Annotated in this window: 24 protein-coding genes; 12 read left to right on the forward strand and 12 right to left on the reverse strand. The window is 39.9% G+C overall.

The annotated features are described in order from the left end of the window. The first annotated feature begins 3 nt into the window (after positions 1-3). The 6 genes from rfaE2 to AC6JA8_RS00475 all read left to right on the forward strand — a co-directional run bounded on the left by rfaE2 (position 4) and on the right by AC6JA8_RS00475 (position 5,574). A complete protein-coding gene (rfaE2, locus tag AC6JA8_RS00450) occupies positions 4-465 on the forward strand; it encodes a D-glycero-beta-D-manno-heptose 1-phosphate adenylyltransferase (RefSeq protein WP_497975279.1) in 462 nt (153 codons plus the stop codon). A 259-nt stretch (positions 466-724) separates the two neighbouring features. Then, entirely contained in the window at positions 725-1,558 is an 834-nt protein-coding gene (locus AC6JA8_RS00455) for a flagellin N-terminal helical domain-containing protein (RefSeq protein ID WP_497975280.1), read from the forward strand. Between the two features lie 249 nt (positions 1,559-1,807). Then, positions 1,808-2,641 carry a flagellin N-terminal helical domain-containing protein gene (locus tag AC6JA8_RS00460; protein ID WP_102241895.1) on the forward strand — a complete coding sequence of 278 codons (834 nt, stop codon included), beginning with the start codon at positions 1,808-1,810 and terminating at the stop codon, positions 2,639-2,641. A 445-nt stretch (positions 2,642-3,086) separates the two neighbouring features. Then, entirely contained in the window at positions 3,087-3,920 is an 834-nt protein-coding gene (locus tag AC6JA8_RS00465; RefSeq protein WP_497975281.1) for a flagellin N-terminal helical domain-containing protein, read from the forward strand. A 132-nt stretch (positions 3,921-4,052) separates the two neighbouring features. Beyond that, the gene (locus AC6JA8_RS00470; RefSeq protein ID WP_497975282.1) at positions 4,053-4,760 is read left to right on the forward strand and encodes a PilZ domain-containing protein; all 708 of its coding nucleotides are present in this window, start codon (positions 4,053-4,055) and stop codon (positions 4,758-4,760) included. A gap of 52 nt (positions 4,761-4,812) precedes the next feature. Further along, on the forward strand, positions 4,813-5,574 hold the full coding sequence (locus AC6JA8_RS00475; protein WP_497975283.1) for a UDP-2,3-diacylglucosamine diphosphatase: 762 nt from the start codon (positions 4,813-4,815) through the stop codon (positions 5,572-5,574). Here AC6JA8_RS00475 and AC6JA8_RS00480 read toward each other — a convergent pair. From AC6JA8_RS00480 to fliD, 12 genes are all read right to left on the reverse strand, one after another. Next, the gene (locus tag AC6JA8_RS00480) at positions 5,571-7,202 is read right to left on the reverse strand and encodes a DNA repair protein RecN (protein ID WP_497975284.1); all 1,632 of its coding nucleotides are present in this window, start codon (positions 7,200-7,202) and stop codon (positions 5,571-5,573) included. The two genes, AC6JA8_RS00475 and AC6JA8_RS00480, sit on opposite strands and share 4 nt — an antisense overlap. Next, the gene (locus tag AC6JA8_RS00485) at positions 7,199-8,101 is read right to left on the reverse strand and encodes an NAD(+)/NADH kinase (RefSeq protein WP_497975285.1); all 903 of its coding nucleotides are present in this window, start codon (positions 8,099-8,101) and stop codon (positions 7,199-7,201) included. The genes AC6JA8_RS00480 and AC6JA8_RS00485 overlap by 4 nt, the downstream gene beginning before the upstream one ends. Next, positions 8,088-8,471 (reverse strand): response regulator, encoded by a 384-nt coding sequence (locus AC6JA8_RS00490; RefSeq protein ID WP_497975286.1) that lies wholly within the window; start codon positions 8,469-8,471, stop codon positions 8,088-8,090. Before AC6JA8_RS00490 ends, AC6JA8_RS00485 begins: the two co-directional genes overlap by 14 nt. 16 nt (positions 8,472-8,487) lie before the next feature. After that, positions 8,488-10,005 (reverse strand): sensor histidine kinase, encoded by a 1,518-nt coding sequence (locus AC6JA8_RS00495; RefSeq protein ID WP_497975287.1) that lies wholly within the window; start codon positions 10,003-10,005, stop codon positions 8,488-8,490. Continuing rightward, positions 9,957-10,388, reverse strand: a complete 432-nt coding sequence (locus AC6JA8_RS00500) for a DUF8042 domain-containing protein (protein ID WP_497975288.1) — start codon at positions 10,386-10,388, stop codon at positions 9,957-9,959. The genes AC6JA8_RS00495 and AC6JA8_RS00500 overlap by 49 nt, the downstream gene beginning before the upstream one ends. A gap of 7 nt (positions 10,389-10,395) precedes the next feature. Next, positions 10,396-12,096: a glycosyltransferase family 9 protein gene (locus tag AC6JA8_RS00505; protein ID WP_497975289.1), complete on the reverse strand. Its 1,701-nt coding sequence runs from the start codon at positions 12,094-12,096 to the stop codon at positions 10,396-10,398. Then, entirely contained in the window at positions 12,080-12,226 is a 147-nt protein-coding gene (locus AC6JA8_RS00510; protein ID WP_158649508.1) for a hypothetical protein, read from the reverse strand. Before AC6JA8_RS00510 ends, AC6JA8_RS00505 begins: the two co-directional genes overlap by 17 nt. A 28-nt stretch (positions 12,227-12,254) precedes the next feature. Continuing rightward, on the reverse strand, positions 12,255-13,919 hold the full coding sequence (locus tag AC6JA8_RS00515; protein WP_497975290.1) for a glycosyltransferase family 9 protein: 1,665 nt from the start codon (positions 13,917-13,919) through the stop codon (positions 12,255-12,257). Position 13,920: 1 nt separating this feature from the next. Continuing rightward, positions 13,921-14,595: a hypothetical protein gene (locus AC6JA8_RS00520; protein WP_497975291.1), complete on the reverse strand. Its 675-nt coding sequence runs from the start codon at positions 14,593-14,595 to the stop codon at positions 13,921-13,923. 136 nt (positions 14,596-14,731) lie between these two features. Continuing rightward, the gene (locus tag AC6JA8_RS00525) at positions 14,732-15,136 is read right to left on the reverse strand and encodes a hypothetical protein (RefSeq protein ID WP_497975292.1); all 405 of its coding nucleotides are present in this window, start codon (positions 15,134-15,136) and stop codon (positions 14,732-14,734) included. A gap of 16 nt (positions 15,137-15,152) precedes the next feature. Further along, the gene (gene fliS / locus AC6JA8_RS00530) at positions 15,153-15,560 is read right to left on the reverse strand and encodes a flagellar export chaperone FliS (RefSeq protein ID WP_102241908.1); all 408 of its coding nucleotides are present in this window, start codon (positions 15,558-15,560) and stop codon (positions 15,153-15,155) included. A gap of 22 nt (positions 15,561-15,582) precedes the next feature. Continuing rightward, positions 15,583-16,971, reverse strand: a complete 1,389-nt coding sequence (fliD, locus tag AC6JA8_RS00535) for a flagellar filament capping protein FliD (RefSeq protein ID WP_497975293.1) — start codon at positions 16,969-16,971, stop codon at positions 15,583-15,585. 513 nt (positions 16,972-17,484) lie between these two features. Here fliD and AC6JA8_RS00540 point away from each other — a divergent pair. The 6 genes from AC6JA8_RS00540 to AC6JA8_RS00565 all read left to right on the forward strand — a co-directional run bounded on the left by AC6JA8_RS00540 (position 17,485) and on the right by AC6JA8_RS00565 (position 22,276). Further along, a complete protein-coding gene (locus tag AC6JA8_RS00540; RefSeq protein WP_497975294.1) occupies positions 17,485-18,729 on the forward strand; it encodes a hypothetical protein in 1,245 nt (414 codons plus the stop codon). 115 nt (positions 18,730-18,844) lie between these two features. Next, the gene (locus AC6JA8_RS00545; RefSeq protein WP_102241911.1) at positions 18,845-19,078 is read left to right on the forward strand and encodes a hypothetical protein; all 234 of its coding nucleotides are present in this window, start codon (positions 18,845-18,847) and stop codon (positions 19,076-19,078) included. A 383-nt stretch (positions 19,079-19,461) separates the two neighbouring features. Continuing rightward, the gene (locus AC6JA8_RS00550) at positions 19,462-20,250 is read left to right on the forward strand and encodes an inositol monophosphatase family protein (protein WP_497975295.1); all 789 of its coding nucleotides are present in this window, start codon (positions 19,462-19,464) and stop codon (positions 20,248-20,250) included. 53 nt (positions 20,251-20,303) lie between these two features. Next, complete coding sequence (locus AC6JA8_RS00555) at positions 20,304-21,254, forward strand: sigma 54-interacting transcriptional regulator (RefSeq protein ID WP_497975296.1); 951 nt, start codon at positions 20,304-20,306, stop codon at positions 21,252-21,254. Positions 21,255-21,346: 92 nt separating this feature from the next. Beyond that, positions 21,347-21,679 carry a barstar family protein gene (locus tag AC6JA8_RS00560; protein WP_102241914.1) on the forward strand — a complete coding sequence of 111 codons (333 nt, stop codon included), beginning with the start codon at positions 21,347-21,349 and terminating at the stop codon, positions 21,677-21,679. 3 nt (positions 21,680-21,682) lie between these two features. Next, entirely contained in the window at positions 21,683-22,276 is a 594-nt protein-coding gene (locus AC6JA8_RS00565) for an RlmE family RNA methyltransferase (RefSeq protein ID WP_491639051.1), read from the forward strand. Positions 22,277-22,278: the final 2 nt, after the last annotated feature.

The raw sequence follows: 22,278 nt of genomic DNA on the forward strand, positions 1-22,278 counted from the left end.
ATTATGGAACAGCTCTCACCTGCCACATTAAAGTTTATTGAAGAAAACAAAGGTAAAAAAATTGTTTTTACCAATGGATGCTTCGACATTCTTCATTTAGGACATGTGGAGTATCTCAATGAAGCTAAGGCGCAAGGTGATTTGCTCATCGTGGCCATCAATTCTGATGAGAGCGTGAGAAAACTTAAAGGCCCAGATCGCCCGATCAACAATGAACAAGACCGCGGTAGCATGCTTTTAAACCTTAAATCCGTTGATTGTGTTCAGATCTTCACAGAAGAGACACCACTGGAGATTATCAAGCTTATTAAGCCTGATGTGCTGGTTAAAGGCGGTGACTGGAAACCAGAACAAATAGTAGGATCTGAATTTGTTCTTTCTCGTGGGGGCGAAGTCAAAAGCCTCATGTTTAAAAGCGGATATTCTACAAGCAATCTCATCAAGGCCGTCCAAGGCAAGCATTAGTCTAGTAAAATCATCAAGTTAGACATTTGTTAACATCTTGAAATCATTTAAAAAATCTTAATACCTGAGCAAATCAGTTCAATCAAGTAATGGAAATTATTGCCTTTTTTTTAAAGAAAGTACTTTAGTTCGTTTTTTTTTACTCCGATATTTAAGTCAAGCAAGCTGATGGGACAGCGAGCTTAAATTAACAAGGATTCATACAAGGTTGTTTGAATCTTAAATTTTAAGGAGGAAGGCATGATTCTAGGAGATTAGTATGGGATTAAGAATTAACACAAACACGCAATCATTAAGAGCACAGAGTTCACTATCGCAAGTAGAAGCGAAAAAAGCAGATACACTTGCAAAGTTGTCTTCTGGTTCAAGAATTAACAAAGCTGGTGACGATGCAGCAGGTTTAGCAATCTCGGAAAAGTTAAAAGCTAACATCCGTGGTTCTCAACAAGCTACAAGAAACGCAGGAGATGGTATTTCAATGATCCAAACTGCAGAAGGTGGATTAAACGAAGTTTCTAACGTTCTAATCAGACTTAGAGAACTTTCTGTTCAAGCAGCTTCTGATACTGTTGGTGATACTGAAAGAAAATTTGCGGACCTTGAATTTCAACATCTATCTCAAGAGGTAGAAAGAATTGCAAGCTCAACTCAGTTTAACGGGAAACAACTGTTAACTGGTGAAGGTGAAACAATGGAATTCCAGGTTGGTATTATGAACGACGCTAAAAACGATCGTCTTTCATATAAGCCACAAGATTCAAGCGCGAGAATCGCTGATCTTGGAATCGAAGGACTAGGAGTACAGACTAAAGTTAATGCGCAAGAGAACCTTGAAAAGATCGACAACGCTATTAATGCTGTTAACGGTAACCGCGCTTCTCTAGGTGCTTTACAAAACAGACTACAGTCTACTATTTCTAACCTTGAAACTAGAACTGAGAACCTAGCTGCTGCTAACTCTCGTATTAGAGATGCAGATATCGCAGCTGAGTCTGCTGAAATGGCAAAATCGAACATCCTTTCTGCCGCTTCAACTTCAGTTCTATCGCAAGCTAACAACTCTGGTTCAGCTGCACTAAAACTGATTGGCTAATTAGAAAAACATTCTTAAAACAAAGAAGGGCCCTCGAAAGAGGGCCTTTTTTATTTGTGCCTTCGTCAAAATTCATGCCATTTCTGATTTCTTAAGTCTTTGAAATAAAAAGTAATTGAAAGAATTCTTGATATTAACCGAGCAAAGCGCTTAAGTTTTTAACCGAGTACTCCGATCTGGTTTTTGTCTGATAAAAAACATCAGATATTAACAAAAGAGGGCGGGGGCCCTCGAAAAACGGAGAATATCATGGGTTTAAGAATTGCAACAAACATTGCCTCTCAGAACGTTCAAAAGAACTTGAAGGAAGTTTCAAACGCGGGGAACTCGTCGCTTGAAAAATTATCTTCAGGTAAAAGAATCACAAAAGCATCTGACGATGCTGCCGGACTTGCGATCTCTACTAACTTAGAGGCGCAGACTAAAGGTCTAAGACAGGCGACAAGAAACGCCAACGACGGTATCTCACTTGTTCAAACTGCTGAAGGGGGATTAAACGAAACGACTAACATTCTTACTCGTCTTCGTGAGTTAACGATCCAAGCTTCTTCAGACACTGTAGGAGAGCAAGAAAGAGGATTCCTTGATAAAGAATACCAACAGCTAACAAAAGAAATTGACCGTATCTCTGAGTCTACAGTGTTCAACGGAACACAACTTCTAAACGGTGAAGGTAAAGGCTCAATGGATTTCCAGGTTGGTGCTTTTGCGGGTGAACAAAATAGAATTACATTTGATTCTGGAGAGTCTGATTCATCAGCATCTGCAATCGGTGTAAAGGGAACTTCGATCTCAGAAAAAGGTGATGCTCTTTCAGCAATCGGTGACATCGATAAAGCGATTGAAAAAGTATCAGGACAAAGAGCGAACCTTGGATCTATCCAGTCAAGACTACAGTCTACTGTGAAGAACCTAGAGGTTCAAACAATTAACCAAGATAGTGCTCGCTCAGTTATTCAGGATGTGGATGTTGCTGAAGCTACTGCAAACCTTGCTTCTAACCAAGTTGTTAAGAACGCAGCGGTTTCAACTCTAGCTCAAGCAAACGGTATCCCGAACTCTGCTCTTAGATTGATTGGGTAAGCTTTAAAGAAGAGCGTTTCCTCCTGTGGGTTGTTACACAGTATGAGTTGAAACGCTCTCTTTTAAAAAAAGCTAACTCACTCTGAATAGAGTAACTAGTGAAGAGAAGTAGAATAAGAATTTAAGTAGTCTCCATAGGACATAATGATTACGCAATGGTTGTTATGTTCTAATACTTAAGCCCAACCCTCCCGCTTCCCCGCAATTATAGGCGGGAGGGTTTTTTGGGCTTGATTTTCGACATTGTGAGTACCTGATGAGAGCATTTTTATCAGTTTTTTTCCTGCCCTAACCTTCTGTAATTCCAGAAAAAATCATTTTATTTTACCTGATCAAAGCAATTCACTTAAGTATTTGCCCGAACGTTTCGATAGGTTGTTTGACTGACAAAAGCAGTCAATAACAAAAAAGAGGGTGGGGACCTTCTTTAAAACAGGAGACTATCATGGGTTTAAGAATTGCTACAAACATTGCTTCTCAGAACGTACAAAAGAACTTGAAAGAAGTTTCAAACGCGGGGAATTCGTCGCTTGAAAAACTTTCTTCAGGTAAGAGAATCACAAAAGCATCTGACGATGCTGCCGGACTTGCGATCGCGACTAACTTAGAAGCTCAGACTAAAGGTCTAAGACAAGCTTCAAGAAACGCGAACGATGGTGTGTCTTTAGTTCAAACTGCTGAAGGGGGACTAAATGAAACATCAAACATCCTTATCCGTCTTCGCGAGCTAACGATCCAGGCCGCTTCGGATACAGTTGGTGATCAGGAAAGAGGATTCCTTGATAAAGAATACCAACAGCTTTCAAAAGAGATCGACCGTATTTCAGAATCAACGGTGTTTAACGGAACACAACTTCTAAACGGTAAAGGTAAAGGTGCAATGGACTTCCAGGTAGGTGCATTCTCCGGAGAACAAAACAGAATTACATTCGATTCTAGTGAATCTGACTCGTCAGCTTCATCAATTGGGATCGCGAGTACAAATATTGCTAATAAAGATGATGCTTTAAGTTCAATCGGATCAATCGATAAAGCGATTGAAAAAGTATCAGGACAAAGAGCGAACCTTGGATCGATTCAGTCAAGACTTCAATCGACTATCAAGAACCTTGAAGTTCAGACAATCAACCAGGACTCTGCAAGATCAGTAATCCAGGATGTGGATGTAGCAGAAGCAACAGCTGCTTTATCTTCTAACCAGGTAGTGAAGAACGCAGCGGTATCAACATTGGCGCAAGCTAACGGGATTCCAAACTCTGCACTAAGACTGATTGGTTAATTAAAAAACAAATTCCGGGAGAGTGATCTCCCGGCTTGATAAAAAAGAGAATCTTCTGTTAATCCCCAAGCCTCTCCCGTGAGGGAGAGGTTTTTAGGAAGCTAACAGAATAAAAAATAAACGAGAGCTTTTATGAAAGAGCAAAAAAGAGGAAAAGATTTTGACCGAATGATTGTAGAAGCAGTCCAGGGGAACTTTTCTTTTTTTGCATGGCAATCTCTCGGCGGAGTTGTAGAAAAATGTGAACTCAAGGTGAAGGCCTTCAGAAAAGACTACAACGAAATTGAACTGGAAGTGAAAGCAGAGCAGGTAGAAATACTTGCTAAAGTTATTTCTGGCGACCGCATGATGAACATTTATGTACCAGAGCTCTCAGTTTCTTTCTCTACAGAATTAAAAAGTGTTTCGGGTGGGAAAATTGTAAAGCTTTATCCTCCGAAAGATTACTCATTCTACGAAAGAAGAAAGCACGAAAGGCTTCAGCCAACAAAAACGTGTTATGTGAATTTTGAACTCAATAAACTTCCTATTAAAAAATCCATTTTTGATATCAGTATTGGTGGATTTGCTATCATCCTTCCTAAAACAGACAAAGTTGTTGTTGCCCGTGGAAGAGAGTTTCCACTTATGACCCTGGACGTATTTGGTAGAAAACTCAAGGTTAAGGCCGAGTGTGTAAATGCAATCACTATCGACCGCTTTAAGTTAGATACACTTCCTTACGGTGGATACAAGATCGCTTTCCGTTTTATGGAAATGAGCAAAGAAGACAAAGAATACCTGGTAGAATTCATTGCTCACCAGTCTTTACTTCAGGCACATGTTAAAAAGGCCAATTAATTGCCGGACAATATACAATTTACAGAAGTCGTAAAACATTCGATAATGGCTTATGAAATTTTCTGCCATATCAGATGTTCACATTAAAAGGGCCGGAGACCAGGCCGAAGATCTGCTTTTGACATTTTTAAGAAATCCAGACGTTCAATCAAGTGATGTTGTCTTTTTATTAGGTGATATTTTTGACCTGATGATTGGGCCTCTTACGCAGTACTTTGTCCGTTACCAGGCCTATTTCGATGAAATCAAAAAGCTGATGAAAAATGGAACGCATATTTGTTATGTGGAAGGGAATCACGATTTTCATATTAAGCTTCTTTATAGAAAATTTTTTATGGTCCATGCAGACCTCGACCCTGCTCTTTTTTCCATGGCCCCATTTTTTGAATTTATGAATGGCGGGAAAAAGATTTACCTTGCTCACGGGGATGATATCGAGCTTAATAACCCAAGCTATAAACTCTTTAAGGCCGTGGTGACATCGCCTCCTCTGCGCTATTACGCCAATTATCTAATGCCGCATTTTTTAATTAAAGGAATCGGAGAGTACTCGGCCGAAAAATCGCGCAAGAGAAATAATAAACGTTATTCAACAGATGCAGACCTGGCACCTGTAAAAGATAATTTCAGATTGTCAGTGGAAGTTTTTCGCAAGAAGCGCACATTTGATGTGATTGTTTTAGGCCATAGCCACGTGAAAGACCACTACGTATCACCGTCGGGATTTGAATACATCAATAACGGCTACGCTCAACATACAAAAACCTATATCTCCATCGAAGATGGAGACATAAGTTTTAAATCAATTTTTTAGATTTCAGGATTCATGGCGCGGATGAAGCTCTCTCTTTGAGCGCCCATCGCCAGTTCGATAATCGAAACAGTTCTTGGCTGGTCTTCGATCACTTTTGTCGTTTTAGATACATTGATGATTTGAGTAGCAAAACTAGCAATTTGTGGAAGGTGAGTGATCGCCAGAACCTGAGAGTATTCAGCGACTGACTGAAGTGACTTTCCAATTGAGATGGCCGTTTCACCGCCGATACCAGTATCAATTTCATCAAATAGGAAGACAGAAATTGTATCGTTGCTTGAAAGGATCTGTCTTACCGCAAGAAGGATTCTTGAAAGCTCTCCACCAGAAGCAATTTCTTTAACTTTAAAGAAGCCTTCACCTGGGTTTGTTTCAGCGATAAAGTCGATTTTAGAGAATCCTTTAGGGCCTAGAGTTTCATTTTTATTAACGTTGATTTTTAAAGTTGCTCCATTCATTTTCAGGTCGCGAACTTTCGTTGTCAGCTCCTGAGAAAGGGCCTCAGCTCTCGCCTTTCTGATATTGTGAAGTTCTTCAGCAAAAGTCTGGCAACGGTTTTCAAGGTCGCTGATCTTCTTAGAGATAAGAGCGATCTTGTCATCAACCTGGAAGAATGAATCAAGTTCAGCGCGAAATTCTGCAAAGGCCTTAATCATTTCTTCAGTTGATCCACCAAATTTTCTTTTTAGTTTTTGATAAGTATCAAGGCGGTCCATGATCTCTTCGATGTTCTCATCATCAGGAGTCGCGTTTAGGTCTTTAGAGAGATCGTATGAAACGTCTTCTAAAAGCGCCTTAACTTCGTAAAGTTTTGCAGTGATTTCTTCTGAAACGATTCCACCACTTTTGTCAGCTTTACTTAAACAAGTTTTTAAAAGGTCCAGTAAGTTAATTTCGTCTTCAGAAATGGCACTTGCTAGAGACCCAAGAACTTGTTGTCTTTTCTCTACGTTTAAGATCAGGTCTTTTTTCTTTAATAGCTCAGCTTCATCTTCAAGACTTGGAGTTAATCTCTCTAATTCTTCAAGTTGGAAGCGAACGTAGTCTTCTCTTTGCGCTCTAAGATTCTTCTCCTGGATCAGGTCGTTGAAGTCTTTTTTGAATGCGCTTAATTGTGAAAATAGGTTTTGATAATCTTTAATATCGCCTTCAAGACCAGCGTATGAATCAAGAAGAACCAGCTGATAGTCTTCACTTAGAAGCTTCTGGTTTTCAAATTGACCTACTAAATCCACAAAACGTTTAGCAAATGAGCTTAGAAGAGACGCCGAACAAGATTGGAAGTTAAGGTATGACTTTGAGCTTTCGTTAGCGAAGATAATTCTTTTCACTACGATTTCGTTTCCATCAAATGGGTGACCGATATCGTGGAAATACGTTTTAATTGTCTGATCGTTAGTCGAAAACACTGCCTCAATTGTAGCAAACTCAGCATTTTTTCTGATGAGTTTCTTGTCAGCGCGAGCGCCAAAGATGATTTGAAGAGCATCTAAGATTAAGCTTTTCCCGGAACCAGTCTCACCTACGATGGCGTTGAATTTAATATCAAACTGGATTTCCTGATTTTCGAAAGTAGCGAAGTTTTGTAAGTTTAATGATTTCAAATAAAGTGTTTCATTTGTTTTCATTTAGTATCCCTCATCCCGTGTGTGAATTTCTCTTTGAGTGTTCTAAAGTATGTGCGGTCGGTATTTTTAATCAGGCGGACATTCAGCGATTTCTTCTTGGTCACGCGGACTGTTTCCTGAGAGCTGATGACAAAAGCTTGCTGGCCATCAAGTGTGAGTTTAATCATTTCATCCGGCTTGGCAGCTTTGATTGTGACACTTGTGTTATCCGGGATAACCAGCGGTCTGTGAGTCAAGCTATGAGCACAGATTGGAGTCATGGTGATAGCATTAACTTTAGGGTTAATGATCGGCCCGCCTGCGGCCAGTGAGTAAGCCGTTGAACCAATCGGTGAGCTGATAATTAAACCATCCCCAGAAAGGTTATAAATATGCTCGCCTTCTGATTCAACAGAAAGAGTCAGCATTCTTGAAATCTGGTTGTTGTTGATAACCAGGTCATTTAAAAAGTTTCCTTTGAAAATCACTTTGCCCTTTTTGAACACTTCAACTTGATACAGTGAAAGTGTCGTCAGCTTATAGTTACCACGAAGGGTTTCTTCAAGCTGGTCAAAGAACTCAACCTTAGAAAATTCAGTAATGAAACCAAGGTGTCCCATATTCACCCCGAAAATCGGAGGAGATGATTTTTTCACGTTTCTGCTGACACCAATAAGAGTTCCGTCACCACCCATAGTGATGATCAAGTCAGTATTGTCGTGTAGGTTTTTTTCTTCAACGAAATTTAGGTTTTTTAGATCGCCTTTAAAAAGTTTTGTCAGGCGCTCTTTTTCTTTTGAAAGAAAGAAAACAGTTTTTTTTCTTCTATGCAGCCATGAGGCCAGGTTGGGAAGAATACTTTCAAATTCAGAAGTGACCTTAGGTTTTAGTACGATAGTGATATTTTTAACTTGGGCCACTAGTGCCTCCCGAAGACATGAAAATATTGAGGGCCTCATCAATGTTCTCAAATGGCTTTGATAAAAGCATGCACCCGTACTGAGTGGCTTTCTCAATCACGTGCGGAGAACTGTAGGCGGTAATGATAATGAAAAGTTTGCTGATTTCAGACATTGTGTAGCGGCCCTTGGCCTCTTCGATGACGTCGAAGCCAGAGATGTCCTGAAGCATAAGATCACAGATAATTCTGTCGAATTGCTGATTGAGAATCAGTCCGATCGCATCGCGACCGCGGCTTTCCACAGTAACTTCAGCACCACGTTTTTCTAAAAGCTTTTTCAGCGATTTTTGAATCAGTGGCTCATCTTCGATGAGTAGAATTCTCTTCAAGATATAACTCCTTGGGCTAACCAGGTAAGTTTATCGAGAAAGTTGCACCTAATAAAGGGGAATTGTTTTTAAATTCGATTTTAGTTCCCAGCTGATGGGCCAGGTTTTGGCAGATGGAAAGCCCCAGTCCGGTTCCGGAATCTTTGGTAGTAAAAAACGGCTGGAAAATCGTCGAAATGTGCTCAGCTTTGACACCTGGCCCATCGTCAATCACAGAAATCTCCAGGTTTCCTTCGGTCTTAACCAGTTTGATGGTGATATTATTTTTGCGGTAGTCACTATTGTGTTCTTTAATTGCCTGGGCCGCATTGATAATCAGGTTAAAGATGATTTGCGTCAGAATCGTCGGGTTAGTGATGATCTCAAGGTTTTGTTCAAAACCAATACATTGAATTGATTTAGCGATTTCTTTGGTTTCACTCTTTGTCAGCGTAATAACCTCTTCCATAAAACGATACAGGTTCACTTTTTTGAATTCCTGCTGATCGTTGTAAAGGTTGGAGAAGTTTTTGATGATAGTTTGTGAGCGGTTCGCATTTTGCGAGATTTCATTCAAGACACTTTCTGTTTCCGGGTTGGTGGCTTCACTTTCTAAAATAGAACTTGTGAGATTGAGACCAAAAAGCGGATTGGAAAGTTCGTGCTGAAGTGTATTGAGTAGCTCTCCCAAAAGAGAAACGCGCTGAGAGTGGTAGAGCTCAGTAGAGATTTGGTCTTTACTGATATTTGAGAGCTCCATACTCATTGGTTCTTCGCCTTCAATCGGGAAGATCATCAGGTTAGAATTCTCATAAGCCGTTTCGTCTGTTTTATTTGTAAAAACAGTATGGTTATTTTTTTTGACGGCGATTTTCTCCGGGAAATTTTCTAATGATTTCCTTAGGACTTCTTTTTTTAAATCGTTTTTTTCTTTATCCAAAATCTTTAGAAGAAGTGGGTGCAAAAAGGCCGAAAGGGCCTGGAATTCATCTTGCTCTTCCGTGCTTGGAGGCAGAAAAGAGTTGCGGGAAATGAGGTAAATAACAGAGTAGTTTTTTAAATCAATTTCGCGCGCCAGGAAATTTCCAACGACAGATAAGTCATCTTTTAAACTCAGCGATTGATTAAAAATTTTGTTTTTACTTTTTTTAACCAGGTTAAAAAGCGAGTTAAAATTCTGAACGGCAATCAGCTTGGTTTCCTGATTTTCTCCGTGATAAGCGTAATAATTTTGTCCTACTGGTTTTCCTTTTTCATGAACAAGCACGTGGCAGGATTCAAAGGAAGACAGCGACGGAAGACGCAGGATTTCTGCTGGAAGTTCTTTGACTTCACTAATAGAAAAAAGCAGCTTTCTAAGCTCTTCTTTGTGTAGGTATTTTCTTTCTAAGTCGTGGGCCTTGCCAGACTTAATAGAGTTCAGCACTTTTTTTTCAAAGCTGCTGCGAGTGAAGCGGATAGGTTTTGATTTGAATTCAAGAGAGCTAAGCTCGAGGTTGCCCGAGCTTAGTAATTTTTTAATTTCTTTAATTCTGGTAAAACTTTGATCTTCCACTGAGTAAGGTTATCGACCAGTTCATACTCTAGCAAGTCACAAAGCATGATCGTGTCATTTTTTTCTTTCGCCTGAAGAAGGGCCTTCATGACTGAGAGAAGGTGGATTTCAAGTTTCTGGATGCTTTCATCTTTGAAGTTCATTTGCTCCAGGTCTGTTCTTAAAACGCGGTATACGCGCGAGACCAGCTGGATATAAAGATCCATAAGCTCGATGACTTCAACAAATGACTGGTGGGCCGTGTCGATTTCACCTTGGTTGTATTGAGCGATTAGTTTTTGAATTTGTGCAGTAATGTAGTCTACGTATCCAAAACATGAATCAATTGATTCAAAGGCAAGGTCCAGCGATGTTTGTTTCGTTTCTTTGTTTAAAGACGTCATAAGCTTCCTACTTGTTTAGATCCGAGCGGGTCTTTGTTTTACTGCCAATAATCTTATATTCAGCAATTGTGTTTTGAACTAGTTCGTACATCACGCTTGAGAGATGTGCATTTTCTTCAAAACAGTAATACGAACTCTCAGTTAGTTTAACCACGTTTTCACCAAAAAGATTACCTTTTCTTACGGTGAAGTAATCAATGATTGGCGCCAGGTAAGGAGAAGTTTTTTGAACCATCCTCTGAAGGTGGTCAATCTCATCAATCTTTTTAGAGTATTCCTTAATTTTAGAAATGCTTGGAGTTGCTGAGGAAATTTCTTCAAGGATATAGCGCGAATACTTTTGTCCGAACTCAGAGAGTTCAAACAAGTGCTGAAGGCCAGTCATGGCATCCAGAAGATCGCGGTGAGTGGATGGAGAAAGTTTTGGAAATGGATGGCTGTCTTCCACATCAGAGAGAACAAACGACCAGGTAACTTTATAAAGTGTCCTGAAGATATCGTTGATGTCCAGCTGTGTATCGATCAGGTTATCCAGTGTGAAATATCCATTCTGGAAACGAGAGCGGTAGAAGTTCACTGAACTTAAATGAAAGCTTGAGTTTGATGATTTCATCCATTCAGCATCAATCGGAGCACCGCTTGTCAGTTGCTTAATGATATTGCTTACCAGTTGATAAGGAATATCGTGATGGCATTGAGTGTAAGCACAGTCATCACTTGGAAAACAAGGAAAACATTTCGTTCTCGGGGCAATGTTGTAGGCATTGGCCTGGTATGGAGTCGTTTCGTGTGGACGAACGTTTCCAAGAGAAATCGTCAATGACGGCGTATTATGAATGGCCGCCAGGTGTCCAACCATCGAATCGTGACCAACAAAAAGTTTCGCACTGGCAACAACTTGAGAAAGCTCTTCCAGTGAAGTCTTCCCAGTTACGTTTAGAAGTCTTGAAGAAAACTGCTTAAGAAGTGGGCTCTCTGTAATAACCTGGGCCTTTAAGATTTCATTCTTTGCCCCGACAATTGTCACTGTCTGCTTATCATTTTCTTTAAGCGTTTTATAAATCACTTCAACCCATTTCTCTGCTTTCCAGGCCTTTCTTTCGCTTGAAGCAAAAGGGTGAACAACGATGATATTGGCACGTGGAGCATTCGCTTTTGGTGAGCGAGCTGGCTCGTGGGCCTTGATACCAATGATATTTTTAAATAGGTCTACCAGTGAATAAGGATTAAGCGCCCCTCTCATCACTGTCGAATAAAGCATTTGTGACCACTTGTCGTTCATCACCACTTTGTTGTTATGGTCGTGGTATGAACCAACTTTATGAACGGCCGGGATTAGAGAGGCCAGATGAGATGAAGACTTTGAAAAAGATAAGTTTACTAAAACATCAATCTTTTCAGACTTCACTTCATTTAAAAAGGCATTAAGCCCATTTAATGGTTTTGAAAGTCCCACTGTCTCACTGTCTTGAAACATTGAAGTCGTATCTAAAGTATAGATATGATCAAAGTAATTATTCAGAAGAAAGCCCAATGGCTTTGCAAACTGAGATCTTGCAATTAAAACCACTCGGTAATGTGGGTGAGTTACTTTTAGGGTTTCAATCGCTTGAGCTGTCTGGATAAGGTCTCCCAGACGAGTCATTTGCATAATAGCGATTGTTGGTCTTGCTACCGGAGCGCTTGCTTCCTTATTGCTTGCTTTCATGAAGATCCTCCTCATTAAGCTCTGCCAGAAGAATAATCTTTAGATCTTCGTCTGTTAAAGGCTGTCCATTTTCCAGCATAAGTTTTATGCGGTTGAATTCTCTATGTAGATCATCCTGAAGTAAATTCATAACCAATCCTGGTTGTTAAGAGAATGTCTTAGCCTACAGTCTTTGTAGACTCTAAATTTCTCGTTATCATGTCTTCCATCTTGCTTGCATTGATTTGGATCTCAAGCTCTTTTAGACATTGAAGAATTTTTTGCATATCTGACTTTAATTCATAAAGCAGGACTTCAACTTCTTTGGCGTTTTCTTCAAACGTTTTGACGTTGATGGATTCAATCTTGCTCTTAAACATTGAAACCGGGATTTGCACCAGGGATTCGCTCTCAAGGTGCGTGATAAGTTTCCCCAGATTCATAACGAAATCGCGTGAACTCTTGCGGTTTTCTGCACATTGAAGAAGAGATCGTAGTGTTCCCAGAATATCTTTCATTACGTTTGTGACGATTCCTTTTTCATGGTTAGTCCACTCTGTGGCCATGTTAAGGTCCAGGTTACAGACATCGCGGTAGATGTTGTTGTCCGGGTTTTGTTCAAACATCGTGTTGATTAATTGTCTCGACATCAATCTGTGGATTTCAATCTGAGTATCAATTGTTCCGGCAATCGGCGAGTAGCGGATTCCCATTTGATCAAATGATGATTGGTATAGAGTCACACCAGGAGACAGGCGTGGCTTAATTGTTTTTGATTTTGTCAGCGAGTAAAGAACTGAAGCCATGATGTCATGAGCAGAGATATTAGTTCTTTGTGGAGCATTGTTCTTAGTAAATTCTCTCGTTGAAATAACGTCTGTTAAAATCAGAGCGTTTTCAGAGTAACTTCCTTGCTTCAGGAAGGGAGCATGTCCCAATGAGATTTCCAGAACTGGGGTATTTGTCAGGTCTGCAATATGTTTTACAGCTGTATCTGGAGTAATCAGAAGATCAACATTCATTAATACAGAAGTCACTGCTAATAAATCAGCTTCAACGACTACAAGCTCACCATTGTGAGCTTCATTAAAGCTTGCCGCCATTTTTCTTTCGTCATTTGTTGGAGCAATTAAAACGAATGGTATAAGTTCAGAGTTTTGTCTGATGAGTGAAATAAGCTCATGCAAGGTTTGCTCTGGAATATCTTTAGAAGCATCAGCTGTTTTGAGCTGGATACCAATAACTTTAGCGTTGTCTCCGGCTTCACTTGCTTTCTTAACAGCACTGATATTGTTGTAGGCCGATTCATTGTATTTTGGGTTGGTCGTGATTTTTGATCCGTCTTTAACCAGGTTTGTGCCGGCCATTTTATGGTAGCAGTCAACAAAGTGAACAGGAGCGTATTTAACTACAGGGAGAACGTCATTAAATAACAGTTCCCAGTCGTTTTGAGTCACAACATTTCGTTGAGCGTTGTAATGAACGCCAATAACTTGTTTTGTGGAATCCTTTAAGTACGAGCACAGGTATGCCCCAACGACATCGTTAGAGTAGTTGATAATCTGATCCCATTCCTGAGACTTGATAGCACTCAATTGGTTAAAGAGCTGCTCAAATGCAAACCCATCAGAGAAAAGTTTATTTGTCTTAAGAGTAATGAGTTCTTTGCGGTCAATTTCAAAAAGGCTTGAAACATTTTTAAGGTTTTCTGCGGCCTTTGAGCTTTCTTTGTATGTAAGTAAAGAAACTTGGTTTCCGCTGTTAGCCGTTAAAGAATTGATCAAGTGAGATGTTGAGAACACATCGCCGAGTCTTCTAAGATTAATAATTAAAATCTTTTTCATCTTAAGCGTCTCCCGTTGTCTCGCGGCTGCCTTTTGTCATTTCCACCAAGGCCATAGCTAGAAAGTCCATTGAATTGAACTGCTCTTTTTTTGGCAGTTCATTATAAAGCGCTTCTTCAAAAGTAGAGTCGCCGGCAAAAAGCTTAAGGTAGCTTTTGACTTCTCTTACTTCTGTGAACTTTTGAATCTCTTCCAGTTGAGTTGGAGCTTCGAAAGTCAGGAAGGTTTTAAAATACATTTGATAAAGATTAAAAGAAGCCGGGTGCGCAAGCATCGCGGGTTTTCTTAGAAGAAAGTGGATTAAATCCAGATCGCGGTAAAGTTCATTTGCCGTGAAGCCTGAATAAACCAGGACATTTTTCTTATTTAAAAGATCAAAGTCCAGACAATCCTGGTGAACCTGATGATTAGGTTCAATAACGATGATTTTAAAATTGTTGCCGTGAAACTCTGTTAGTTTTTCAATGGCGTAATTGACGTGGTAACCAAATCCCAAACCAAGGATAAGCACTTCGTTTTTATTTTTTAGTGATTCAAGATTGCTGTTGATTAAGTTCTCTGCTTCCTTGAATGGATTATAGATTGAATGAAGATGAACTCCATTAACCACAGGAACTTTCTGTTCAGTTCTTGATGTTTTAATCTCGTAAGAAGAAATAATTGGTAGGTGATTCATGGTACCCCTGTTCCTCATCCTGAAGGTTCAAAAAGGTCAAAATTAATAGCAGATCTAATCATTAGATCTGTGCCTCTATTACCTCATGGGCCTGGACCTTTGTCAATGTGGGAAGATCCAGGCTTGCGAGTGAAAATTACTTTTTTGAAGAGTGATTGTAGCCTTTGAACATTTCTTTGTTTTTGAAAATGTGGGCGATTTCTTTTGTGGTGTTTTCTTTTTGTTGACTTAAAATCTCAACAGTTTCTTTATCAAGTTCAATCATTCTCTCAGACCAAATGCTAAGATCTTGAAACCATGACTTCAGGATACCGATATCATCACCGCTAACTTCAGATGCATTTAGTTGATTGATTTGCTCTTCAATTGAATGCTGGAGTTTCGCGATAATGTTGACCAATCTTTCGCGATTGTCAGTTTCACTTACCACTCCATCTAAATCTTCTGTTCTGGCCATGCTGGCAATTCTTTGCGAGCTTGAAAGGGCCAAATCGAGCATGGAAAGGTGTTGTTGAATGTTTTCAAATAGTGCATTGATCATATTTTATCCTCGCTAATTACTTCTTAACTTCTTCAGTTGTTCCACCTGGAGCGGCCTTTAAACTCTTAATAGCTTCACTCCATCCTTCGTAAAGAGTGTTAAGAACGTTTAAGCATCCGTGTAGAGGTTCAGCATCAATTTTCATGTTGGCCTGTGAGCTTGAAAATAGGATGTAGTCATAAAGAGAAGAAAGCTCTTTAGCGATATCTCCACCTACTTCAAAATCTAAGCTGTTGTTAAGTTCGATGACGATGTCTTGAAGCTTTCCAATATACTCACCTTTTTTGGCGATTTGTTTTGCTTCAATAGCCTCGATTGCTTTTTTACAGTTTTTAATTGCTGCTTGGTACAGCATCAGGAGAATTTGTTCTTTGCTCGCTGTGCTTACCGCTGTCTTTTTATAAGCTCCATAACCATAACTCATATATTTCCTCCTAAATTCCTAATTAACCTAATTGTTGAACGGGATCAGCGCCACCACCAAGCGAAGCAACTCCTGCACCTTGTCCTTTAATGCGAGAGATCGTTCCTTCGAGACGTGAAAACTTATCTTTTAAATTTTTTTCTTTTTCTTCAATAAACTTTTGCTTCTGAGAAATTCTTCTATCGATTTGTTCGATGTTGCTTTGAAGCGTTTTCTTTCTACTTTGCACGAGCCCGTCTGGCATACGAAGAGCTGTGTTCACCATACCGTTTAGGTTATCCATAAAACCTTCACTTTTTCCTCCTTCGGGAGTGAAAGTTCCAGTTAGAACCTGAGCGACAGTGTTGTAGTCTTCAGTTAGCTTGGCTTCAAATTTTTTATCATCGAATTGCAGAAGACCTTCGCGGGTAAAACTTAACCCGATGTCTCCAGCTCTCATGTATCCTTTGTCTGTTAGAACATCTTTAAAGACCGCACTGTGGATACGACCTTCAAGTGATTGAAGCATGATATCCCCACCGAGTGTTCTGGATGTATCAGTCTTCTCATCCATCGTGTTTTGCTGCTTAATGAAGCTTAAAACTCCATTTAATTTAGCCACGAGATCACTAACTTTGGCCCCTACGGCCTGGATATCTTCGGAAACTTTCAGTGTGAATTCTTCACCTGGTTTTGCTTTTTTTAAGTCGAGAGTCACTCCAGGAATTAAATCGGCAACTCTGTTTTCAGGAGCTTCGATTTCAAAACCATCAAGCTTAATTTTTGCATCGTGGGCCTCTCGTTGGAACTCCAACTGAAAGTCTTCATCCCCGTCAACGAAATAGAAGTAAGGGAAATCCACAGCGGCATCATCGCCGGTTTTATTTAAGCTTAAAATAAGTCTCCAGGGAGTGTCTGATCCCGATCCGTCATTGATGACGTTAGCGGTAACTCCGAGATTGCTGTCTTTGTTGATTAGCTTTGCAATCTTCGTTAAAGAAGAGTTGTCTGAATCAACATAAATATCCTTGGTTTCACCATTGGGAAGCGTGTACTGAATAAACCCTACACCAACATAACTTTCATCTTTGTCTTCAAAACCAGTCGACATCGCCGATGATTTTTGAGCAAGAGAAACAACTTCTATCTGGTATGAACCTGGAAGAGCTCTGGTTTTATCCGTGCTCACTCCAATAATGTCTGTATTTGTATCAACTTTGAATTCGCGAAGAGATCGGGCGTTGGCATTTAAAGCAAGGTTTCCGCGCACGTCTTCAACCAGCTTTACCAACTGATCAACAAGACCTTTTTTGTCCTGGATTTTGCTTTTTTGCTTTTCCATGTTCTGAACAGGAACTTGCTCAGCAGCGATGATCTGCTTAACAATATCCTTAGGAAGTCCAGTTCCGATGGATCCAAACGAAATACCCAAAAAATCCTCCTGATTCTTTCGAGGTCGCTACGAGTAAGAATAACATATTTGATAGGACCAAATCAGAATGAGGCAGGTTTTGCTCTAGTATGTTTTAGTCGTGAAAACCGACTGAGGGGATACAGTATTAATTCCTGTGAATTTTCTTCGGGATGCCCTAAAATAAAAAAGACCGGGATGGGGCCCGGTCTCTTATTCTAGGATATTTTCGAAGTCCAGTATGGGATGAACTTCTTACTCAATTAATCGGTTATTATGGAAAATACTTTAGCAAATGGTTCAAACATTTTTAAATTAAAGTGGAAGTTCTTCACTTTTCGAATAGTTAGCTATTTTTCCTTTCTATTAATCCCCGTTTATGTACAAAAAGGACTTGAGTTAAAACCTCTGGCACTCGCCTTTCTTATGAGTCTCTACATTCTTTTCATTGTAAGCCAGTGGTTTTTACTCGGAAAAGAAATCGATCATAGACTTAAAATTTATTTCCGAGTGAATTCCTCAATCGATAGGGTTGTGTACCGTTTATTTCTAGGAATGTTCTTTTTTATCCTGCTTTTTAACCTGGTTAGTTTCTTGGGTTCTAAGTGGGTATATAACAGTTATTGGATAACCTGGGCGGTGCTCGGGCTCTTTTACTCCTGGCCCACGCGTGGAAAGATTATTCAGGAGTCAGTTTCTTCAAACTTTGGTGAATTTAAATTCCTCGATCGTTTTGAAAAAACACTCGTGGCCCTCATTTTACTTATGTTTGTTTTTTCTGTGCCAGAACTTCCACCACAGGCCAACGTTGATCTGTTAAAACTCTATTTTGATCCGTTAGAAAAGATTGGAAATCCGTTCTGGAACTTCATGATCGTCAACTACTACCCGTTTAAAACGTATCCGGGGCTTTTCCGCTTAGCATGGAGCTTGCACTTTTATATCGTGGGCCTTGGGCTCTTCTTGCTCGTCTTTTATGCTTTCTTGCGCTTTTTCGTTTCACGCAGGCTTTCGCTTCTTGGCGTGTTTGCCCTTGTGTCGTCGTGGTCATTTAGTAAAACACTCACTCACAACATTGAGTTTTCGTTTTTAACGACCTATTCACTCATCTGGATTTGGACTCTTTTATGGGTAACTAAAAGCTCCACTTACCGCGCGGGACTTTTCTTGGGACTAGTGAGTTATTGGGGAGCGCTGATCAATCAAAGTTACGCCGTCCTGGTGTTCTTTCAAATCGGCCTTCTTTATTTCTTTTTCTTAAAAGACAGGACTAGCTGGTATAAACGCCAGCTTCTAAGATACGCCTTGTTTGGAATTATCTTAACTCTGCTTCACTTGTTCTCGCATTCGGATCTGCTGCAGCCACTGCACTCGCTGGACTTCTCTTTTATTACCAATGCAGGCAGAGAGATCGACCGCAAAGGATTTTTCGTCCTGGGAATCTTTGGGATTGTGATCGCCGTCTTTCGCACTTACTTTAAAAAACCGGCCATCATGAAAGATTTTCAGATGGAAAAACACAGCCTCAACATAGTCATTCTTTCCTATCTCATTTTCATAGGGTTCTCGATTATCTGGGATAACTCGTTGGTAAGTGGTTTTGGGACGATGTGGGCGCTGGCCTTTTTAAGTCTTCTTCCATTAGAGCTTATCTTCCAGTCAATTGCTCGTCTGCGCTCTAAACGCAACATGATTTACGTGGTTTACATCTTGATTTGTTTGCTCGATTCCCACTTTGAAGGAAGAGTGAAGCTGTTTATTAGGATATTCAATAGCTAATTGAAACATTTTTACGTTTTAGTTAAGAGTTCAGCTAACTGTTTTGCTTTTTCAAAAATGTGCTACACTTATATACAAGCAAGAACAATGAAGTGATTGCTTACCATGGAGTCGTATGTTTAGATCAGGACTGACTAAAGGGATTTACGAAAACTTTCTCCGCTCTCACAACCTGAACCGCTCTGAACTCGAAACCTCTCCTTTTATCTTTGTCGACCCAGCTTCCGGACACATGAAACTTCTCACAAATCTAATGAGCTCTAACGAGTACGATAGAGAGATTTTTGCTGTCGCTGTTGCTGAAGGTGGCGGGGATGTTGAAGTTCTCTCGACAGCAGAGAACAATTAAGACTTAAACCAGATTTGGTTTATGAATTATTAGCGTTACATAAAGCAATTTAGTGCTTATGGTGTGCTTTACACTAAGAATTAGCATTCTTACAAAACCTCTCTCGAAATAATACCCGAGTGACAATTTTTTGACTTATTGTGAATAACTACGGTGTTTCAGTGGCAAAACTACCCCTATAGAATGGCAAGTGAAAAATGCATGTGAATATCGCTCCTAACTATTTAAAATAATGAAATAGGAAAATGGACTAAAATGTGCTGAAATCCCCATCGAATATGTAAAAATGTGGATAACTTTGTCCATTTTGTTGATAAAATAATCAAGTCAACTAAATTAGATTAAAAATTGTAAGAAATTTTCATTGCGCACGGTGGAATATTATGAAAAACGCTCAGACTGAAGTTATTCTTGAGTTGACAAAAAAAATGAGTTTTTTGTTTGGCCCAAATGCAATTAAAACTCTCGACGTGAATTTAAAAAGCGATAACAGTGCTGTCACTGAAATCGATTTGTTTGTTTCAAATCTCATTAAAGAAAAAATTCTGAATCATTCTGTTTATAAAAGTTATTCATTTTTTAGCGAAGAAGAATACGAAGATCTTACTTTTCCCTGCGCTATTCTCGATCCAATTGATGGAACGAGGGAGTTAATTAAGGGAAGACCTGAGTGTGCGGTGTCGTTGGCATTAATGAAGACACCGGAGATCTCTCATCCCGAGAACTACGCCTGGATTTACAATCCATTTAGTGGTTTTAGTCTCGATAGCAGCATCCCTTTTGTTCCTTCATCAAATAAATCTCAGCAAAAAATCCTGGGAATGGTATCGCGCTCAGAATTTGAGAAAGGTTATTTTAATTTTCTGCTCGATATTGATCCTAAAATCGAAATCACCCCGCGTGGAAGTATCGCTTTCAAACTGGCCTTGCTTGCCAGTGGAGCCTGTGATTTCGTTTTAAGCTTAAGTCCAAAAAATATTTGGGATATTGCCGCAGGAAGTGTACTTTGCTCCGCCCGTGGAATTAAGCTTTACCAAAATGGTGTTGAAATCAAAAATCTCGATGAGGTCAACATGAAAGGGATGCTGTTGTGGGCCCCGGATCAGTTTGCTGAAGACCTGTGGATTAAATTCAAAAATGAAAAAGAAAAAAGGATGAGCGAATCCCGCTGATCTTTTGTTAGTCATTATTGTATGACTTTCTCTGGTTGTTAACCGGAGAAACTATGAATACACTTCTGCGTGAAAAATGCATTAATCTCAAGGCCCCTCTTTTAATTACCGGCGAAACCGGAACAGGGAAGTCTCACCTTGCGCGCGATATTTATCGGCAATCATCTATTCATCAAGAAAAATTTCTCACCGTTCACCTGGCCACTTTAAAAGAAGATCTTTTAGAGAGTGAGCTTTTTGGCCACAAGAAAGGGTCTTTCACCGGAGCTTTGGAAAATAAGAGTGGTTATTTACAAGATGTGGGGTCTGGAACTTTGTTTTTAGATGAAATCGGCGAGCTGTCTTTGGAAGCACAAAAGAAACTGCTCTACGTAATGGAAGAAAGAAAGTTCACTCCTGTTGGTAGCAGTGTCGCTTTAGATTTTCGCGGAAGAATCATTATGGCGACCAATCGCAATTTAAAACAAATGGTAGAGAGTGGCTCATTCCGTGAAGACCTTTATTATCGCATTAAAGTTTTTCATCTGGAATTATCTCCACTGCGTGAAGATAAAAAACAGTTGCGAGAAACTATTCAGACACTTTTTAATGAACTCAAGGAAAGGCATTTTAGCCCCTATGCCAGGCTTTCAAATGAAGCAATGGAACTGTTAATGGGCAGAAGCTGGAAAGGAAATATCCGCGAGATAAAAAATGCGCTGGAGTTTGCTTTGGTCGTGTCGTCAAAGAATGTCATTGAAAGTGCGGATTTCCCCCATGATCAAAATGAGGTGATTTTACCGAAAGAGATCAACGCTCTGGCCGGATTTCCGGAAGACTTTCATCAAAGTCAGGAGCTTTTTGAGAAAGTCTTTTTAGAGTCGATGCTCTCCAAGAATGGGGGCAAAGTAAACGAGACGGCACGCCGTTTGGGAATCAGTAAAACAACCCTTATTCAGAAGGCGCGTAAATACAGCATCAACACTCTGAAAATGCGCGCAGAAGCCTTCGATTTTGCTGCGTAAAAAATACAGATCCCCAGGGAGTTTCATTGACAATTGCTTGAAATAAGAGCAAAAGCTAGCAATCAAATTATCTTGGTTTCCTTGGGGAGTTTATGAGAAACGCAATGATCGCTTTAAGCGGGCTGCTTTTGTCTTTTCAGGTTATGGCATCTGGTTCTGTTTTAATTAACGGTAAAGAAATTAAGTCACAAGACCATCTTCATACGACGCTGGCAAAGGAATTAAACTTTCCTCGCCACTACGGAAAAACTCTCGATGCACTTTACGATACTCTGAGCTCTGATTATTCAGGCCAGACCATTATTAAAATCAAATTTGTAAGCATTCTAAAAAGCAAATTAGGCGCAGATTACACTGATGCTTTAATTCAAGCGATCATGGATGCTTCTGACGACAACCCAAAAGTTGTTTTAGTTTTAGAGTAATCAATGACGTTTAAAGTAAAAGATCATTATTTTCACAAAGCAAAGAAAGATAACTTTCTTGCAAGAAGCGTTTATAAGCTTGAAGAGATCGATGAGCGCTTTAAAATTTTGAAAAAAAATGATCAGGTCATCGACTTCGGTTACCACCCGGGATCGTGGGTTCAGTACACCTCTGAAAAAGTTGGTGTCAACGGACTGGTAATTGGTGCCGATGTCAGAGACATAAATAAGAAACTTCTAGGTGTCCCAAACGTCCGTTTATTTCAGAGAGACATTCTCACTATCGAAACGATGGAAGAGCTTGGTGTATCGGACCAGTTCGATGTGGTCCTATCAGATATGGCCCCTAATACCACAGGGATTATGTCGGTTGATCAGGCCAGGTCCCTAAATTTAGTAGAGATGGTTTTCTTCTTAATGCCGAAATTTTTAAAACCAGGTGGAAACACCGTCATCAAAGTTTTCGAATCCAACGATGCTCAGGTATTTCTGAAGGAGCAAAAGAAGCTCTTTTCCGAGTTCCATTATCTGAGACCAAAATCTACCCGCTCAGTTAGTAAAGAATATTTTGTCATTGGGAAGGATTTTAGGCCATAATA

The sequence above is a fragment of the Bacteriovorax sp. HI3 genome, from assembly GCF_059738875.1.